Here is a 15,757-nt window from a genome sequence, read left to right as displayed (position 1 = left end):
GGATCGGCGACGCGATGCTGTTGACCGCGTTCGCCGTTGTTACCGCGCCACGCGTGATCGCGGCGGTCGTGATGCTCGCGCTCGGCGTGGTTCGCGGAGGTGCGGTACGCGCGGCAGCCGCCGACGGGTTGGCGGGCAAGCAGGCCTGACAGAAGGAAGGGCGGCCGGATTGCCGATCCGGGAAGCAGCGGGATACGACAATATATAAAGTTATATAATATTAGTTCTTTAATCGTATCCCGCCCCGATGAACGACGATCTTCCCGCCGGCTTGCCCGGCCTCGATCAGATGCGCGCCGCCGCCGAATCGGCGTGCGCGCTCCTCAAGGTGATGTCGAATCCCGACCGGCTGCTGCTGCTGTGCGAACTGTCGCAGGGCGAGCGCGGCGTGAGCGATCTCGAGGCGCGACTCGACATCCGTCAACCGACGCTATCGCAGCAGCTCGGCGTGTTGCGGGACAACGCGCTGGTCCGTACGCGCCGCGAAGGCAAGTCCATCCGCTATTCGCTCGACAGTCCGGCCGTGATCGCGGTGATGGGCGTGCTGTACGAACAGTTTTGCGGGGCGACCGCGAAGGAGGCGCGCGATGCAGGTTGATGCGCTTCATTTCACGCCGTGGCTGTCGCTGGCCGGCGGCGTGCTGATCGGGCTCGCGGCAGCGTGGCTCGTCGCGTTCAACGGCCGGATTGCCGGTATCAGCGGGATCGTGGGCGGCTTGCCGACGGCGGGCGGCGCAGAGCGCGGCTGGCGCGCCGCGTTCGTCGCCGGGTTGATCGCAGCGCCCGTCGCGATGCGTTTCGTCGGGAGCGATCTGACGCCGCAGGTCGACGCCAATTGGCCAGAATTGCTGGCGGCCGGGCTGCTGGTGGGAATCGGCACGCGGTACGCGGGCGGCTGCACGAGCGGTCACGGCGTATGCGGGATATCGCGCGGGGCGTTGCGTTCGATGGTCGCCACGGCGACCTTCATGGTCGCGGGCTTCGCGACCGTCTTCGTGCGGCTGCACGTGGCGGGAGGCTGACATGCAAGCAGGATTCGCGTTTCTGGCGGGGCTGCTGTTCGGCGTCGGCCTCATCGTGTCGGGCATGGCCAATCCGCAGAAGGTGCTCGGTTTTCTCGACTTGGCGGGCCGCTGGGATCCGTCGCTCGCGTTCGTGATGGCGGGCGCGATCGGCGTCGCCGTGTTCGCGTTTGCGTGGGCGAAGCGCCGGACACGGTCGTGGCTCGGCCTGCCGATGCAGTTGCCGGCATCGCGGGCGATTACCGTGCGCCTCGTTGCAGGAAGTGCGGTATTCGGCATCGGCTGGGGAATTGCCGGGTTCTGCCCGGGGCCCGCGATCGTGTCGATCGGCTTCGGGTCGGCCAAGGGGATCGGGTTCGTCGTCGCGATGCTGGCCGGGATGGCCCTGTTCGAGTGGATCGAGCGTCGGCGGAACGGGCGGTGACGCCGGGGCACGCTCGCCGGGTACGGTTGCCCGGAACATCATGTGTTCGTCGGTCACCGCGATGATGCGATGAGCTCCCAGTGTTTCCCGCGGCAGGCAGGTCGCGATGTCAGACATGCTCGCTTACGTGGCGGCCGCCGTGCGCTCGCCCGGACAGCCGGCGCAGGATGCCGCGCCACACCGAGAGCATGCCTCGTTGCCCCGAGGGTTCAACGATCGTTGTGCTGACCACGCCGCTGCCGCGAGCCGACAGCGCGACATGACCGGCGGTTTCGAGCGTCAGGCATTCGCCTTCGTCGAGTTCGCGGCGAACGTATTGCGGTACATCGGGCAGCCAGTCGAGCCCGCCGTGGCGCAGCGTGACCGCCAGCGCGCCGTCCAGCACGATCAACTGGCTGCCCTTGTCGAACCACGCAAAGTGGCTTTGCCCGGCGTCGAGCCGGAGGTGTTGCGTCCGCATGGCGATTCCCTTTTTCCGGTTACTCCGGTTGTGCGGCCTCGCGACGACGAGGCGACATCGTGCAATCAGGTTAGGGAAACGGACGTGCGCACGACAGATTCAGGGGACGGGAATCTGTTGCGGTGCAGGCGACGATTTCGGGCTGCTGTATCGGTGGGTTTTCCCCGGATCTGTATCTGGCGTGCGCGGGAGGCAGCGGGCACGATGGTCCGCATGACGATTCTCGCCGACGCATCCCGCACGCCTTTGCCGAGGGACGGCGAGCCGCTTTACGAACGGCTCGCCGAACATTACCGCCGCATCATCGCGGCCGGCACGCTGGCGCCCGGCGACCGGATGCCGTCGGTCCGCGCGTGCATGGCGCAGCACGGCGTGAGCCTGTCGACCGCGATCCATGCGTTTAGGCGGCTCGAGGATGCGGGCTGGTGCGACGCGAAGCCGCGTTCGGGTTACTTCGTGCGCCGCCGCGCGGCGGCCGTGCTCGACACGCTGCCGGAAAGCGACGGGCCGCCGCTGAGCGTCGAGCCGCCGTTCGCGGGGCTGCACGAGCGCGTATCGCGCGTGATCGACCGTGCGAACGCGGCGACCGATGCGTTGAATCTCGGCGGCGCATCCGCGCACGCCGCGCTGTATCCGACCGAGCGCCTGCAGGCGCTCGCGATCCGGCTGCTGCGGCGCAAGCCCACGTTGCTGACCGACGCGGGGCCCGTCGGCGGCTCGCCCGAATTCCGGCAGACGATGGCCAAACGCGCGTTGTCTTACGGCGTGACGCTGACGCCGGACGACGTGATGTCGACGAGCGGCGGCGTCGATGCGGTGAATCTCGCATTGCGGGCGGTCGCGCGGCCCGGCGACACGATCGCGATCGAATCGCCGGCCTTCTTCGGCCTGATCCAGTTGCTCGAAAGCCTCGGCCTGAAGGCGCTCGAAATCCCGGCAAGCCCGACGACCGGCCTGTCGATCGAGGCGCTCGACGTGGCGCTGGCTGCCTATCCGGATATCCGGGCCGTGGTCGTCGTGCCGAACCTGCAAAACCCGCTCGGCTGCGTGATGCCCGACGAGCGCAAGGCCGCGCTCGTCGCGCTGTGTTCGCGCCACGGTGTGGCCGTGATCGAGGACGAGCCTTATCGCGAGCTCGTCGAGGCGCCGACGGCGGCCAGGCCGGTCAAGGCATGGGATCGCGACGGCACGGTGATCTACTGCCCGTCGTTCAACAAGGTGCTGGCCCCCGGGATGCGGCTCGGCTGGATGAGTGCGGGCCGCTGGCAGGCGCGCGTGAGGATGCTGAAATTCGCTCAGAGTCGACACAACGCCGCGTTGCTGCAGGCCGTGGCCGCCGAATTCGTCGGCTCCGGCGCATTCGATCGACACCTGCACCGGTTTCGCGAACAGTTGCGCGTGCAGCGCGACGTGACGATCGACGCGATTGCGCGGCATTTCCCGGCCGGCACGCGGATGAACCAGCCGCCGGGCGGGATGTTGCTGTGGATCGCGTTGCCGGCAGGCGTGCGCTCCGATGCGCTGTTCGACGCCGCGCTGGCGCATGGCGTCAAGATCGCGCCCGGTTCGATCTTCTCGAATTCGGACCGTTTCGACGGCTATATCCGGCTTGCCTGTACGCGCGTATTCGACGCGGCGCACGAGGCGGCGTTCGACATACTCGGCCGCCTCGTACGGGAAGCCATGGCGGCCGCGTAAGCGCGACGGCGGCAGCGGGCCGGATTTCCGAATACGCGAGTGCTCCGGCCGGACGCGGTACCGAAGCGGCAAGCCGCCGCCACTTCATCGGCCGACCGAATGCGTGGCGAGGTGCTGGCGGATCAGCGACAAATAACGATCGCCGACCGAGAAATCGCGTGCCGCGCGCGGCCGGGCGGGGGCCGGACGCAGCGTGGCCGGCGCGCTCATGCCCAGGTACCGGCAGACGGCGGACGGAAAGGGCTTGCGCGTATGCCCGAGCTGACGCGCCGCGCGCTCGACGCGGGCATCGCCGACCTGGGCACGCAGCCACGCCAGCACTTGGCGATCGGTGTCGTTGACGATACGGACCAGATGTTCCATCGCGCACCTCACTGTTCATAAATACAGTACTGTAAATATAACCAGTGTTTGCGCGAACCGCAAGCGCGGGCGCGTCGGCTGGCCGTTCGGCCAGGGTCAGCGCACCGGCGCGGCGGTGCGCGCGACCCGGGCCGCAGGAGGCGCAGAGGCGGCAGGCGCGGCCCGGCCGGTATAGCGCGCATCGGTCAGCGTGCCGAGGAACGCGACGATGTCGTCGATTTCCGCGTCGGTCAGCGCGGGCGGCGTGCCGGGCCGGCGGTTCATCGGCGTCGAATTCACGTTGATGTTGCCGCGATAGGCGGCCGGCACGTCGTCGAACGTCTTGGCGCCGTGATACCAGAAGCCGGGATCGGTCGAGCGCGTGTTGTAGAACGCGACCGCGTCGCGCAGCGTCGTGAACACGCCGTTGTGCATGAACGTCTGCTTGAGCGCGACGTTGCGCAGCCCCGGCGTGCGCAGGTAGCCGCACCATTGCGTCGGCTCGGGCCAGCGCAGCCGACGCGCGGTGTCGCACAGCCCGTTGTCGAAATGGCGCGGATCGCGGTTGGCCGGCAGCGCGCGGTTGCGCGGCACGGCGATCGCGTCGTAGCCGAAATCGGTGAACAGCGAGCGTTCCGGACGGCTCGACGTGTCCGACAGCGTATGGCAGGTCATGCAATTGCCCTTGTCCGGATTCCGGAACAGCGCGAGGCCGCGCATCTCGGCCGGCGCGAGCGGCTTGCGCGTGCGCAGGAATGCGTCGAAGCGCGACGTGAACGGCGCCATCTCGTCGCTCTGCAGATAGGCTTCGACGGCCGCGCCCAGCGCGCGCACCAGTTGCTCGGGATCGCGCCGCACCGGCGCGCCGAAGCGCGCGGCGAGATCGGGCGCGAGTTCGGTCGCATCGACCTTGCGCAGCAGCGCGGCCGGCGACCGGTTGTTCATCTCGTTCGGATCGAACAGCGGCCCGCGGATCTGCTCGGCGAGCGTATCCGCGCGACCGTCGCTGAACAGCCCGCCGAACGGCGACGGCGCGGGCGCATCGTCGTCCTGGTAGAAGTGGCGGCGCGGCACGTAGCGCACATACAGCAGCGATGGCGCATTGCGCTGGCTGAAGCGTCCGGGCCGGCTGCCTTCCGGCACGCCGGGCCCCGCGAGCGATGCGGCCGACAGTGTCGGCGCGAACGCGCGGCCCGGATCGTGGCAGCCCGCGCACGACATGCCGCGCGGCTCGGACAGCCGCGGGTCGAAGAAGATCCGGCGGCCGAGCGCGACGAGCGTCGGGTCCGGCGCGAAGCGCGCGGTGGCCGCGTCGATCTTGCCCGTCACCTGCGGCGTGCCGTTGCCGATCGTGTCGACGACGCGCGACGGCGGCGCGCCGGGAAGCAGCACCGTTTCGGCCGGCGCGGCGTGAACCGCGAGCGTCAGGCCGGCGAGCACGGTGGCGGCAAGCGTGTGCAGCGTCTGCCGGCCACGCTTGCCGCGGCCGTCGCATCGAACTTCTTCCGTCACGGCGCGATGAACCCCGTCTTGTCGCAGGCGAGCGTCCGGCCCGACTGATTGCACGACGCCAGCAGCTTGCCGGCCGCCGAATACGCATGGAACGTCCAGCCCGTCGCCGGCGCGGCGTTGCGCTCCATGATCAGGAAGCCGAAGCTGTTGTTGTGCGACAGCCGTTCGATCACCGCGCCCGGCGCGGGCGTCAGGCCGGCCGGGAACGGGTCGGGCAGCGCGACGTCGAGGTTGTCGCCGCCGTTGCCGGACACGATCGTCGCCGGGTGCCCGGAGGAGAAGTTGATCGCCTGGAAATCGTGCACGTGGCCGTGCAGCGCGACGTGCACGCCCGGCGGGTAGTACGCCTGCGCGTTGAGGCTCGACATCACCGACTGCAGTGCGAGGTTGCCCGGCGCGGGCGTACTGCCGGCGATCGGCGCGAACGCGAGGATCGGATGATGGTTCGTGAAGATCGTCGTCGTGATGCCGGCCTTCGACGCGAGCGCCGCGACCGTCTGGAACTGCTTCTGGTAGATGCCGAACTGCGCGTCGGTGGTCTTCAGCGGCGTGCGGCCGACCTTCGCGGTGTCGAACACGATCACCTGCGAGCCGCTGCCGAGCGACACCGCATAGGGTTCCGAATAGTTCGCGTTGTTGTCGTTGGCCGGATCGTCGCACGAGCGTGCGGCCGAATACGGGCGCGGGTCGAGGAAGCGGAACCAGCCCTGGCCCGCACGTGCGCATTCCTCGTGATTGCCGCGGACGACGACCCACGGCGCCTTCGCGAGCAAGGCCGCGGCCGGGCGGAACAGGTCGGCCTGCCACGTATCCCAGCCGTAGCCCCACGGGCTGTCCTTGCAGCCGGCGATATCGGGCGGGCACGCGTTCTCGCGATAGTGGTAGTCGCCGACGTGCAGCACGAGATCGGGCGACAGCTTCGCGACGCTGGCCGCGATCGTATCGAGCGGCCAGACCGACGCATCGTTGCACGCCTGCCATGCGTTGTCGGCTTTCTTCATTCGGCAGCCGGTGTCCGCGATGATCGCGATGCGCTGCGGCTGCGCTTTCGGCAGCGGCAGCGTGCGGCCCGCGACGCTTGCCGCCTGCGCGCCAGCCGGCAGCGTCGCCTCGCAGACGGACACCGGGAAGCTCGACGGTTTCGAATCGGCCGGGTCGCTGGCAGTCGGCCGCTGGGGGACGGTCGCGGCGCCTGCGCGCAGCGCCATGCGCGACACCTTGCCGTCGACGCTCAGTTGCGGGCACAGCGGGTCGCCGGCCGACGCGGGCGTGTAGTTCGTGATCACGCGCGCGATCGCCTGGTTCGCATCGCCGATCTCGACCCATGCGGCCTGGACGTTGGCCGACGCGCTGGCCGGATCGGCCGGCGTATCGATGTGATTCGAGCACGCGGACAGCGCGGCGAGGGCAGCAAGGGGAGCGCAGCGCACGAGCAGGCCGCGCGTGAGGAATCGTCGCATGGGAGGGGCAGGCACCGTAGGAAAGTCGTCAACGATACGCAGCGCGAATGTAAGAAATGTGAAAACGGGGCGTGACGGGGCGCACACCGGCAGTCCTTGACTTCAAGCCGGCTTGAAGCGGCACAGTCCGGTTCGTGATCAATGAAACGGAAGGGGATCGACGATGGAAGCCAACCGGCCCAATGAAGCGCAATCCGCGCTATGGAACGGTCCGTCGGGGCGCGCATGGGTCGATGCGCAGGCGCTGCTGGACCGGATGTTCGAGCCGTTCGAAACGCTGCTGGCGGATGGCGCGGCAGCGTCGTCTGCCAGCAGCGTGCTCGACGTCGGCTGCGGCACGGGTGCGGTCACGCTCGCGATCGCGCGGCGGCTCGGCGCGAACGCGCAGTGCACGGGCATCGACATTTCGGCGCGAATGATCGACGCCGCCCGGGGGCGTGCCGGACGCAGTGGTCTGCCCGCCCGGTTCGTGTGCGCGGACGTGCAGACGCACGCGTTCGAGCCGGCGAGCGTCGACCTGATCGTGTCGCGTCTCGGCGTGATGTTCTTCGACGATCCGGTGCGTGCGTTCGCGAACCTGCGGCATGCGGCGCGGCCCGGCGCGCAGATGCGGTTCGTCGCGTGGCGCGGCGCGGCCGACAACCCGTTCATGACGACGGCCGAGCGGGCGGCCGCGCCGCTGTTGCCGAATCTGCCCGCGCGGCAACCCGGCGCGCCGGGGCAGTTCGCGTTCGGTGACCGGCAGCGCATTGCGTCGGTGCTGTCGGACGGTGGTTGGGCCGACGTTGCGATCGAGCCGGTCGAGCGGGCATGCGTGCTGTCGGAATCCGCGCTGGACGACTACCTTGCCCGGCTGGGCCCGGTCGGCCTGGCGTTGCTGGAGACGGACGAGGCGACGCGGCGGCGCGTGATCGACACGATGCGCGCGGCGTTCGAGCGGTACGTGCACGGCGCCGAGGTGCGCTTCGATGCGGCGTGCTGGCTGGTGACGGCGCGCGCGCCGTCCGCATGACATGTAGCGTGGAAGCAGCGGATGAGGAACGGCATGGCCGCCCGTTCGCCCCGCACGCGACCGTGCCCGCGTGACGAAGCTGGGGCTGCGCGACCTGCGTGCGTCAGCGTTTGCGCGCGCGCAGCATCAACCACGCGCAGCCACCGGCGACCAGCGCCAGCCCGAGCAGAACGGCCTCGGCGCCGAGTGCGAAACCCGGCGGCATTTCGCCGCTGTTCGGCACCGGCGACAGGTTGCCGCCCATCGCGACCGCGCCGCCGGCAAGCAGTGCCGCGCAGACGATCCAGTAGACCTTGCCGAGCGGCGCCGCGGTGCGGATTCGCCACAGCGCGATGCCGGCGCCGCCGAGGTACAGCACGGCGAGCGTGCCGAGCGCGATGACGTCGACCGCGCGGCTTTGCAGCAGTCCGCTCATTCGGCCTCCGTCGCGTGCCCCGGCGCGCGGCTCAGCAGATGCGTGCGGGTGTCTGCCGCGAGCGATACGTAGCGTTCGTACTGGCGCAGCACGTCGGCGATCACTTCGTCGCCGCGCAGGTATTCGACGTCGTAGCCGAGCCGGCCATCCTCGAAGAACGTGACGATGCCATACACGTGCGCACGTGCCTCGTCCGGCTCGGCCGTCTCGCGCACCAGGAACGCGGCTGCGGATTTCGCGGTGACGCGCACGCCGTACACGAAATCGCGATGTTCGGCTGTCGGCACGGTCAACCGCACCGCATCGTCGCTGTCGTGCTGTACGTGCGCATCGACGCCGCTCGCGCGCAACTCGTCGGCGACCTTGCGCAGCGCCGGTTCGACCGTTTCCGCGATGAACTGGCGCGCTTCGGCCTCGGTCGTCTGCCGCAGGATGTGCGTCAGGCGATGGCGCCAGTGCTGACCGGTCCAGAAGCTCGTTGCAGGCGCAACGTCCTGCGAATAGTGCGCGCGATCGGCCGCGAGCCCGCGCCACAGCCCGTAGCAGAGCGCGAGCATGATGATGGCGACCGGCAGCGCGGCGATCAGCGTCATCGCCTGCAGCGCGCCCAGCCCGCCCGCGACGAGCAGCACCGCGGCCGTCACGCCGAGCAGTGCGGCCCAGAACAGCCGCTGCCAGACCGGCGAATGCGCGCTGCCGCGCGTCGCGATCTGATCGATCACGAACGCGCCCGAATCGGCGGACGTGACGAAGAACACCGCGATCAGCACGATCGCGACGATCGATAGCAGTTGCGGCAACGGCAGGAAATCGAAGAAGCGGAACAGCAGCGCATCGACGTTGGTCGCCGTCTGCGCGAGCGCGCCGGCCGCGGCGTGCGTATCGAGCCAGATCGCGCTGTTGCCGAACACGGTCATCCAGACGAGATTGAATGCGGTCGGCACGAGCAGCACGCCGATCACGAACTGGCGGATCGTGCGGCCGCGCGAGATGCGCGCGATGAACATGCCGACGAACGGCGACCACGACACCCACCACGCCCAGTAGAGGATCGTCCAGCCGCCGAACCAGCCTTCCTCGCGCGGCGGTGCATACGCATAGGTGCGGAACGACAGGTCGACGAGGCTCGACAGGTACTGGCCGATGTTGTCGCCGAGCGCACGCAGCAGGAACGCGGTCGGGCCCGCGACGGCCACGAACGCGAGCAGCAGGAACGCGAGCAGCAGGTTCAGCTCGGACAGCCGGCGCACGCCCTTGTCGAGGCCGCTCGCGGCCGACAGCCCTGCGAGGATCACGACGAGCGCGACGAGCCCGATGCGAAACAGGTTGCTGCCGGTGTCCCATCCGGCGACCGTATGCAGGCCCGCGCTGATCTGCATCACGCCGTAGCCGAGCGTCGTCGCGATGCCGGCGACCGTGCCGACCAGCGCGAACGCATCGACGGTGTGGCCGATCCAGCCGTTGATGCGCTCGCGCAGCACCGGATACAGCCCCGAGCGCAGCGTCAGCGGCAGGTTGTAGCGAAAGCCGAAGTACGCGAGCACGAGCCCCATCAGCCCGTAGATTGCCCACGCATGGAAACCCCAGTGGAAGAAGGTCATCAGCATCGCCTCGCGCGCGGCGGCGGACGTGCCGGGGTCGACGGTCGGTGGCTTCAGGAAATGCTGCATCGGCTCGCCGACGCCGAAGTACATCAGGCCGATGCCCATGCCGGCCGCGAACAGCATCGCCGTCCACGACACGAAGCTGAATTCGGGTTCGGCATCGTCGGGGCCGAGCCGGATGTTGCCGAAATCGCTGGCGGCGATCAGCACGAGAAACACGAGGAAGCCGGTGACGGCGAGCACGTAGAACCAGTCGAACCGTGCGATGACCCATTGCTGGCCGGCGGAGAACAGCGCGCCGGCTTCGCTCGGGCGCAGTGCGCACACGACGAGCAGCGCGCCGATCACGACGAGCGCGGGCAGGACGACCTGCGGCTTGAATGTCGTGCGGGGCGAGGGACGGGAATCCGGCATGGCGGGTATCCAGTTGTGGGCGCAACGAGGCGCGACGCCGCCCGGCGCGTGGTGCGCGTCGGACCCTGATACGGCGTGCGTCGAGTGTACCGCGGTGTCAGGACTGCAAGAACAGGGCATGCAGAAGGGTAAACCTGACGAATTGTAAGGTATCGGGGCGAGCGAGAAAACCCGCGCGGTGCGTGCGGCGGGCCGGCGAGGCCGGGAAAAACGCCGCGGCAAACGCATATCGGACACCCGGACGGCGCGCACGGCATGCGCAGCGTCCAGGCGTCCAGGTAGAAGACAGCGCGCGGAAGGCGCCGTCGGGCGGGTTCAAAACGTGACCGCGATCCCGGCCATGCCGACGAACTGGCCGTGCGTCGTCGACGGCGTGAGCTGCTGCGAATCGCCGACGATCGGCGCCGCGTCGACGATGTGGCCGGCGCCTTGCGCGCCGAGCGTCCGCCCGCTCGAATGCGTGTACGCCTGCAGCGCATAGAGCGTCGTGCGTTTCGACAGGCTGTACGACTCCTTCAGCGAGTACTGCTGATAGCGGGCCGCGTTCGCGACGCCGTTCGCCTTCGATGCGAGCGTGTACGCGAATGCGCCGGCCACCGAGAACGTCGGCGTGAAGCGGTACGCGGCGAGTGCGCCGTAGGTATTGAACACGGCCGTATCGGTGAAGGCCGAGCCGTTGCCGGGCAGGTACTTCACGTTCGAATAGTTGAGCCCCATCGTCAGGTCGCCGAGCGTGTAGTTGCCGGCCGCCGCGACCTGCTCGACGGCCTTCGCGGTCAGGTAGCCCTGGTTCAGCACGGACACCGCGAAGCTGCCCGACGACGCGGTGGCCGGATTCAGGAAGCCCACGGAAGAGCCCGAGCTGTTGATCCGCAGATAGCCGGCCGCGATCCCGATCGGCCCGTTCGCGTAGCGCAGCGCGGCGCTGAACGTGTTGCCCTTGCCGGTCGCGCCGGCAATGCCGCCGAATGCGTACATCGCGCTCGCGGTCAGCCCGGCGAAGGTCGGCGACGTATAGGTAACCGAATTGTTCACGCGAATCGTCGTGTCGAGGCCGTCGATGTCGCCCGGATGCGCGCCGGTCGCACCGGTCAGCCAGCTGCTCGACGCGTACGGGCCGACGAACAGGAAGTAGGGCGTGTACTGGCGGCCGGCCGTCACCGTGCCGTAGCTCACGTTGCGCAGGCCGACGAAGGCCTGGCGATTGAACATCGTGCCGGCGGCGGCCTGCGCGCCCGTATTCAGGTTGAAGCCGGCCTGCAGGTCGAAGATCGCATGCGTGCCGCCGCCGAGATCCTCGTCGCCGCGCAACCCGAACTTCGACGCATACAGGTTGCCGTCGCGCAGGTAGATGTTCGAGTGCCCTTGCTGGTTGTTCACGTACGCGAGCGAATCGTCGACGACGCCGTACAGCGTGACGCTGCTCTGCGCATGGGCGGCGGTCGCGCCGAGCGACGCGGCCGATAAAATCAGGATTGCATAACGGTTGACGGGTGCTTTCATTGTCGATCTCCGGGGTGCTTCATCTTTTCAAGGGGCGGGAGGTTTAATGCCTCCTCTGTGGCAGGCGGCGGGCCGCGCGAACGGCCCGCCTGATCGGGTTGGCTTCAGTGGTTCAGTGGTCGAACGCGACGACGAGGCGGCGCCACGCACCGTCCCCCGCATCCTGCTCGACACGCGCGCCGCGCACGGCGACCGGGCCTTGCAGCGACGCGGGCAGCAGGATCTCGACGCGCTCGGCCGGGCGCGCCGGGCGGCCGTCCCAGCGGACCGACACGCCGAGCTCGCCCGACGCCTCGCGGCCGGTCTCGATGCGCCACAGTCCGTATTCGCCGTCGCGCCACGCTTCCGTCTCGCCGTCGTCCTCGACGCATTCGCCGTACGCGACGCCGTCTTCGATGCGCGGTGCGACGACGAAGCCGCGCGTGTCGGCACGCGCACCGAAATGCTGGTCGGCGACGTTCAACGGCAGCACGCGACCTTCGCGCAGCAGCATCACCGGCGTGTCGAGCGGCGCGGGCAGCGTCACGCTCGCGCCGCCGTCGAACGACTGCGCGCTCGAACAGCATGTCCAGCGTGCGCCCGACGGCAGGTACACCGTGCGTTCGGTCCGGCCGGGATCGACGACCGGTGCGACCAGCAGCGCGTCGCCGAGCATCATGTCGTCGCACGCGTCGTAGCAGCGCGCATCGCCGGGGAAATCGGCGAGGGTCGGCCGCAGCACGGGCTCGTAGCGCGTCGTCGACAGCCACAGCAGGTGATAGAGGTACGGCAGCAGCCGGTAGCGCTGCTTGATCAGCGACGCGACCTGCGCGGTGATCTCCGGGTACATCCACGGTTCGTTGACGGTGCCGTCGTCGTTCCACGAATGAATGCTGAAGCGCGGCATGAAGATGCCGAACTGCACCCAGCGCAGCAGCAATTCGGGCGACGGCGCGGGGCCGGAGAAGCCGCCGATGTCGTGGCCGATGTTCGACACGCCCGACAGCGCGAGCCCAAGGCCCATCTTCAGGTTGTAGCGCAGCGTTTCCCACGACGTAGTGTTGTCGCCGGACCACGTCTGCACGTAACGCTGCATGCCGGCGCCGCCGGAGCGCGACACGAGGAACGGCCGCCGCGCCGGCGCATGCGCGCGCTGCGCGTCGCGCGACGCGCGCATCATCAGCATTGTCTGCAGCACCTTCGCTTCGCGCGCCGGAAACGGCTGGCCGAAGCCGTGCGCGATCGCGTCGGGCGACCAGATCTCGTATTCGTTGTTGTCGTTCCAGGTCGATTCGATCCCGTATTCCAGCAGCGCCGACGTGACCTGCTCCTGCCACCAGCGGTAGGCGTCCGGCTGCGTGAAGTCGATGTACGCGCCGACCTCGTCCCAGAACTGCACCCATGCGGGCTCGCCCGACGCGGAACGGATCAGCAGCCCGCGCTGCGCGGCGTCGTCGAAGGCGGGATGGTCGCGCAGCAGGCACGGCTTGATGTTCGCGCACAGGCGGATGCCGTGGTCGCGATAGTGCTGCACGAAGCCTTTCGCATCCGGAAACTTGTCGCGGTTCCAGTTGAACACGTAACGCTTCGCGCCGATCGACGTATAGCCCGACGACAGGTGGAACGAATCGCACAGGATGTCGTGCGCGTCGCACTGCTCGACGAACTGGTTCATCTGCTGCTGCGCGTCCGGCGCGTCGGTATAGCTCATCGTCGAACCCGAATAGCCGAGCCCCCATTTCGGCGTGCGCGCGGGGCGCCCGGTCAGCCACGTGAAGCGTCGCGCGGCCGCGAGCGGCGTCGCGGGCGACGCGATGAAGTAGTAGTCGAGATCGCCGTGCTCGGCGACGAAATAGCGATAGAGCCCGTGATAGTTGTCGAGCTCGCGGCCCATGTCGAACACGCAGTCGGACAGCGTGTCGTAGAACAGCCCGAAGCCCTGGCACGCATCGGGCGACCACGTGATGTAGAACGGGATGTGCTTGTACAGCGGGTCCGTTCTTTTCGCGCTGTAGCCCATCGCGTCGATGTTGCGCATCTCGAAGCGCGCGCCCGTGCGGTCGAGTTCGCCCGCGCGTTCGCCGAGGCCGAACACCTTGTCGCCGCGCTCGCGGGCGACGTAGTGATACGCGCGATCGTCCCACCAGCCGAAGTTGTATGCCTGCGTCGCGCGGTCGGCGAGCGCGACGCGCCATGCGCCGTTCGCGTCGCGCATCGACCACGTGCAATGGCCGCCTCGCCGGCGCACCGTAAGCCGGACCTGCGCGGTTTCGATCCGCACGCCGTCGTCGTCTTCGACGAAGTCGTAGTGGGGCAGCGCGAAGCCGCTCAGGTCGAGGCGGTCGCGCCCGTGGAGCGGCACGTCGTCGAGACCGGGTGCGATCGTCCACGTGCGCGGGGTGCGCGCCGTCGCGTCGGGCAGCACGCGCACGCGCACGATGTCGTCCTCGAGCACGAAGATTTCGACGGTGGCGCCCGTATCGGACGCGAGCAACACGCGGTTCGCGTGGTGGCTGGCGACGCGGAACACGGGCGGATGAAGGAGCGAAGTCATGAATGCGATTCCTGGTGAAAACGGAGGTCAGGCGTGCTGCGCGAGCAGGCGTTCCTGCTTCGACTGCCCGCGGATCAGCAGCGCGAGCAGCGTGACGCCGATGATGTCGAACAGCCCGAGGCACGCGAACAGCGGCGCATAGCCGATCTTGTCGGCGAGCGCGCCGACCAGCAGCGAGAAGCCAAGGCCGCCGATCCACGCGGCCATCCCGGCGAAGCCGCTCGCGGTGCCGACTTCCTCGGGGTCGAACACGTCGGCCGACAGCGTGTTGACGAGCGCGGAGATCATCTGGTGCGCGAAGCCGCCGACGCAGAACAGCGCAATCGCCGTGTACGGCGACGACACGAGCCCGATCGTCGCCGGCCCGAGCATCAGCACCGCGCCGAGCGCGACGCCGGCGACGCGCGACCACACGAGCGGCAGCTTGAAGCGATTCGCTAGGTACGGCGACAGGTAGCCGCCCGCGATGCCGCCCAGGTCGGCTGCGAGAAACGGCATCCACGCGAATACCGCGATCTGCGTGAGCGGCATGTGGCGCTCGGTCGCGAGGTACAGCGGAATCCAGAAGCTGAAGGTCTGCCACGCGGGTTCCGCGAAGAAGCGCGGCAGCGCGATCGCCCAGAAGCGCCGCGCGGTGACGACGTCGCGGATGCGGCGCTTCGACACGGGCGGCATCGTCGCCTGGCCGTCGCGGATCAGCGTGCGCTCCTGCGGCGTGAGGCGCGGATGGTCGGCCGGGGACCGGTACTGCGTGTACCAGAGCGCGGCCCACAGGAACCCTAGCGCGCCGGTGACCATGAACGCGGCCTGCCAGCCGAAGCGCATCGAGATGAACACGACGAGCGGCGGCGCGATCGCGGCGCCGAGCGACGTGCCCGCGTTGAAGTAGCCGACCGCGACGGATTTCTCGCGATCGGGAAACCATTCGGCGACGGCCTTCATCCCCGACGGAATCGCGGCGGCCTCGAACAGGCCCAGAAAGCCGCGCAGGATGCCGAGCGACAGCCAGCCCGATGCGAAGCCGTGTGCGACGCCGACCACCGACCACAGCATCGCGAACAGCGCGAAGCCGAGCCGCAGCCCGATCAGGTCGACGATGAAGCCGCACACCGGCTGCATGATCGTGTAGCCGATCTGGAATGCGCCGACGATGTACGAGTACTGCTGCGTCGAGATCGCGAACACCTGCTTGAGTTCGGGCGCGAGCACCGCGAGGGAATTCCGTGCGAGGTAGTTGAGGATCGTGCCGAGACACACGAGCACGATGATCCACCAGCGCAACGCCTTGACTGTCTTCACTGCTGTCTCCTGTCAGGGAGGGCGGCGCGCGGCGCCTGCCCGGTCCATGAGGGCCATCC

At 68.8% G+C, this 15,757-nt stretch carries 15 protein-coding genes; 6 read left to right on the top strand and 9 right to left on the bottom strand.

The features are described from left to right. Positions 1-14 precede the first annotated feature (14 nt). The 4 genes from HWX76_RS36900 to HWX76_RS00575 all read left to right on the top strand — a co-directional run bounded on the left by HWX76_RS36900 (position 15) and on the right by HWX76_RS00575 (position 1,446). Complete coding sequence (locus tag HWX76_RS36900) at positions 15-149, top strand: hypothetical protein (RefSeq protein ID WP_256975748.1); 135 nt, start codon at positions 15-17, stop codon at positions 147-149. 98 nt (positions 150-247) lie between these two features. After that, on the top strand, positions 248-598 hold the full coding sequence (locus HWX76_RS00585; protein WP_050010798.1) for a metalloregulator ArsR/SmtB family transcription factor: 351 nt from the start codon (positions 248-250) through the stop codon (positions 596-598). Then, positions 588-1,022, top strand: a complete 435-nt coding sequence (locus tag HWX76_RS00580) for a YeeE/YedE family protein (protein WP_176015346.1) — start codon at positions 588-590, stop codon at positions 1,020-1,022. The genes HWX76_RS00585 and HWX76_RS00580 overlap by 11 nt, the downstream gene beginning before the upstream one ends. 1 nt (position 1,023) lies before the next feature. Then, on the top strand, positions 1,024-1,446 hold the full coding sequence (locus tag HWX76_RS00575) for a DUF6691 family protein (RefSeq protein ID WP_124554133.1): 423 nt from the start codon (positions 1,024-1,026) through the stop codon (positions 1,444-1,446). Positions 1,447-1,555: 109 nt separating this feature from the next. Here HWX76_RS00575 and HWX76_RS00570 read toward each other — a convergent pair whose 3' ends face one another. Further along, the gene (locus tag HWX76_RS00570) at positions 1,556-1,906 is read right to left on the bottom strand and encodes a hypothetical protein (RefSeq protein ID WP_050010803.1); all 351 of its coding nucleotides are present in this window, start codon (positions 1,904-1,906) and stop codon (positions 1,556-1,558) included. A gap of 204 nt (positions 1,907-2,110) precedes the next feature. Here HWX76_RS00570 and HWX76_RS00565 point away from each other — a divergent pair, with 204 nt between their 5' ends. Then, positions 2,111-3,604, top strand: coding sequence for a PLP-dependent aminotransferase family protein (locus HWX76_RS00565; protein WP_050010805.1), 1,494 nt, complete (start codon positions 2,111-2,113; stop codon positions 3,602-3,604). A gap of 84 nt (positions 3,605-3,688) precedes the next feature. Here the strand turns inward: HWX76_RS00565 and HWX76_RS00560 are convergent, their stop codons facing one another. From HWX76_RS00560 to HWX76_RS00550, 3 genes are all read right to left on the bottom strand, one after another. Beyond that, the gene (locus HWX76_RS00560) at positions 3,689-3,967 is read right to left on the bottom strand and encodes a hypothetical protein (protein ID WP_027782819.1); all 279 of its coding nucleotides are present in this window, start codon (positions 3,965-3,967) and stop codon (positions 3,689-3,691) included. 96 nt (positions 3,968-4,063) lie between these two features. Next, positions 4,064-5,458: a cytochrome c peroxidase gene (locus HWX76_RS00555; protein WP_176015345.1), complete on the bottom strand. Its 1,395-nt coding sequence runs from the start codon at positions 5,456-5,458 to the stop codon at positions 4,064-4,066. Further along, positions 5,455-6,918 carry a metallophosphoesterase gene (locus tag HWX76_RS00550; RefSeq protein ID WP_124630320.1) on the bottom strand — a complete coding sequence of 488 codons (1,464 nt, stop codon included), beginning with the start codon at positions 6,916-6,918 and terminating at the stop codon, positions 5,455-5,457. Before HWX76_RS00550 ends, HWX76_RS00555 begins: the two co-directional genes overlap by 4 nt. Positions 6,919-7,081: 163 nt before the next feature. Here HWX76_RS00550 and HWX76_RS00545 point away from each other — a divergent pair, with 163 nt between their 5' ends. After that, complete coding sequence (locus HWX76_RS00545; RefSeq protein WP_176015344.1) at positions 7,082-7,930, top strand: class I SAM-dependent methyltransferase; 849 nt, start codon at positions 7,082-7,084, stop codon at positions 7,928-7,930. A 103-nt stretch (positions 7,931-8,033) separates the two neighbouring features. Here the strand turns inward: HWX76_RS00545 and HWX76_RS00540 are convergent, their stop codons facing one another. The 5 genes from HWX76_RS00540 to HWX76_RS00520 all read right to left on the bottom strand — a co-directional run bounded on the left by HWX76_RS00540 (position 8,034) and on the right by HWX76_RS00520 (position 15,698). Beyond that, positions 8,034-8,345, bottom strand: a complete 312-nt coding sequence (locus tag HWX76_RS00540) for a hypothetical protein (RefSeq protein ID WP_124554138.1) — start codon at positions 8,343-8,345, stop codon at positions 8,034-8,036. After that, positions 8,342-10,363: a BCCT family transporter gene (locus HWX76_RS00535; RefSeq protein WP_124630318.1), complete on the bottom strand. Its 2,022-nt coding sequence runs from the start codon at positions 10,361-10,363 to the stop codon at positions 8,342-8,344. Before HWX76_RS00535 ends, HWX76_RS00540 begins: the two co-directional genes overlap by 4 nt. 315 nt (positions 10,364-10,678) lie before the next feature. After that, positions 10,679-11,866 (bottom strand): porin, encoded by a 1,188-nt coding sequence (locus HWX76_RS00530; protein WP_089489281.1) that lies wholly within the window; start codon positions 11,864-11,866, stop codon positions 10,679-10,681. 112 nt (positions 11,867-11,978) lie between these two features. After that, positions 11,979-14,399 (bottom strand): glycoside hydrolase family 31 protein, encoded by a 2,421-nt coding sequence (locus HWX76_RS00525; protein ID WP_176015343.1) that lies wholly within the window; start codon positions 14,397-14,399, stop codon positions 11,979-11,981. Positions 14,400-14,426: 27 nt separating this feature from the next. Beyond that, complete coding sequence (locus tag HWX76_RS00520) at positions 14,427-15,698, bottom strand: MFS transporter (RefSeq protein ID WP_050010817.1); 1,272 nt, start codon at positions 15,696-15,698, stop codon at positions 14,427-14,429. Positions 15,699-15,757: the final 59 nt, after the last annotated feature.

Source organism: Burkholderia sp. BCC0398 (genome assembly GCF_902833245.1).
Classification (GTDB): domain Bacteria; phylum Pseudomonadota; class Gammaproteobacteria; order Burkholderiales; family Burkholderiaceae; genus Burkholderia; species Burkholderia sola.
Note: the sequence above shows the minus strand (reverse complement) of the source record. Positions and strands in the feature narration are given on the sequence as shown.

Bases quoted from the DNA above. Each gene is read 5' to 3' on its own strand.
- HWX76_RS00570 (WP_050010803.1), bottom strand. From the start codon at position 1,906: ATGCGGACGCAACACCTCCGGCTCGACGCCGGGCAAAGCCACTTTGCG.
- HWX76_RS00535 (WP_124630318.1), bottom strand. From the start codon at position 10,363: ATGCCGGATTCCCGTCCCTCGCCCCGCACGACATTCAAGCCGCAGGTC.
- HWX76_RS00565 (WP_050010805.1), top strand. From the start codon at position 2,111: ATGGTCCGCATGACGATTCTCGCCGACGCATCCCGCACGCCTTTGCCG.
- HWX76_RS00585 (WP_050010798.1), top strand. From the start codon at position 248: ATGAACGACGATCTTCCCGCCGGCTTGCCCGGCCTCGATCAGATGCGC.
- HWX76_RS00540 (WP_124554138.1), bottom strand. From the start codon at position 8,345: ATGAGCGGACTGCTGCAAAGCCGCGCGGTCGACGTCATCGCGCTCGGC.
- HWX76_RS00580 (WP_176015346.1), top strand. From the start codon at position 588: ATGCAGGTTGATGCGCTTCATTTCACGCCGTGGCTGTCGCTGGCCGGC.
- HWX76_RS00530 (WP_089489281.1), bottom strand. From the start codon at position 11,866: ATGAAAGCACCCGTCAACCGTTATGCAATCCTGATTTTATCGGCCGCG.
- HWX76_RS00575 (WP_124554133.1), top strand. From the start codon at position 1,024: ATGCAAGCAGGATTCGCGTTTCTGGCGGGGCTGCTGTTCGGCGTCGGC.
- HWX76_RS36900 (WP_256975748.1), top strand. From the start codon at position 15: ATGCTGTTGACCGCGTTCGCCGTTGTTACCGCGCCACGCGTGATCGCG.
- HWX76_RS00550 (WP_124630320.1), bottom strand. From the start codon at position 6,918: ATGCGACGATTCCTCACGCGCGGCCTGCTCGTGCGCTGCGCTCCCCTT.
- HWX76_RS00525 (WP_176015343.1), bottom strand. From the start codon at position 14,399: ATGACTTCGCTCCTTCATCCGCCCGTGTTCCGCGTCGCCAGCCACCAC.
- HWX76_RS00560 (WP_027782819.1), bottom strand. From the start codon at position 3,967: ATGGAACATCTGGTCCGTATCGTCAACGACACCGATCGCCAAGTGCTG.
- HWX76_RS00545 (WP_176015344.1), top strand. From the start codon at position 7,082: ATGGAAGCCAACCGGCCCAATGAAGCGCAATCCGCGCTATGGAACGGT.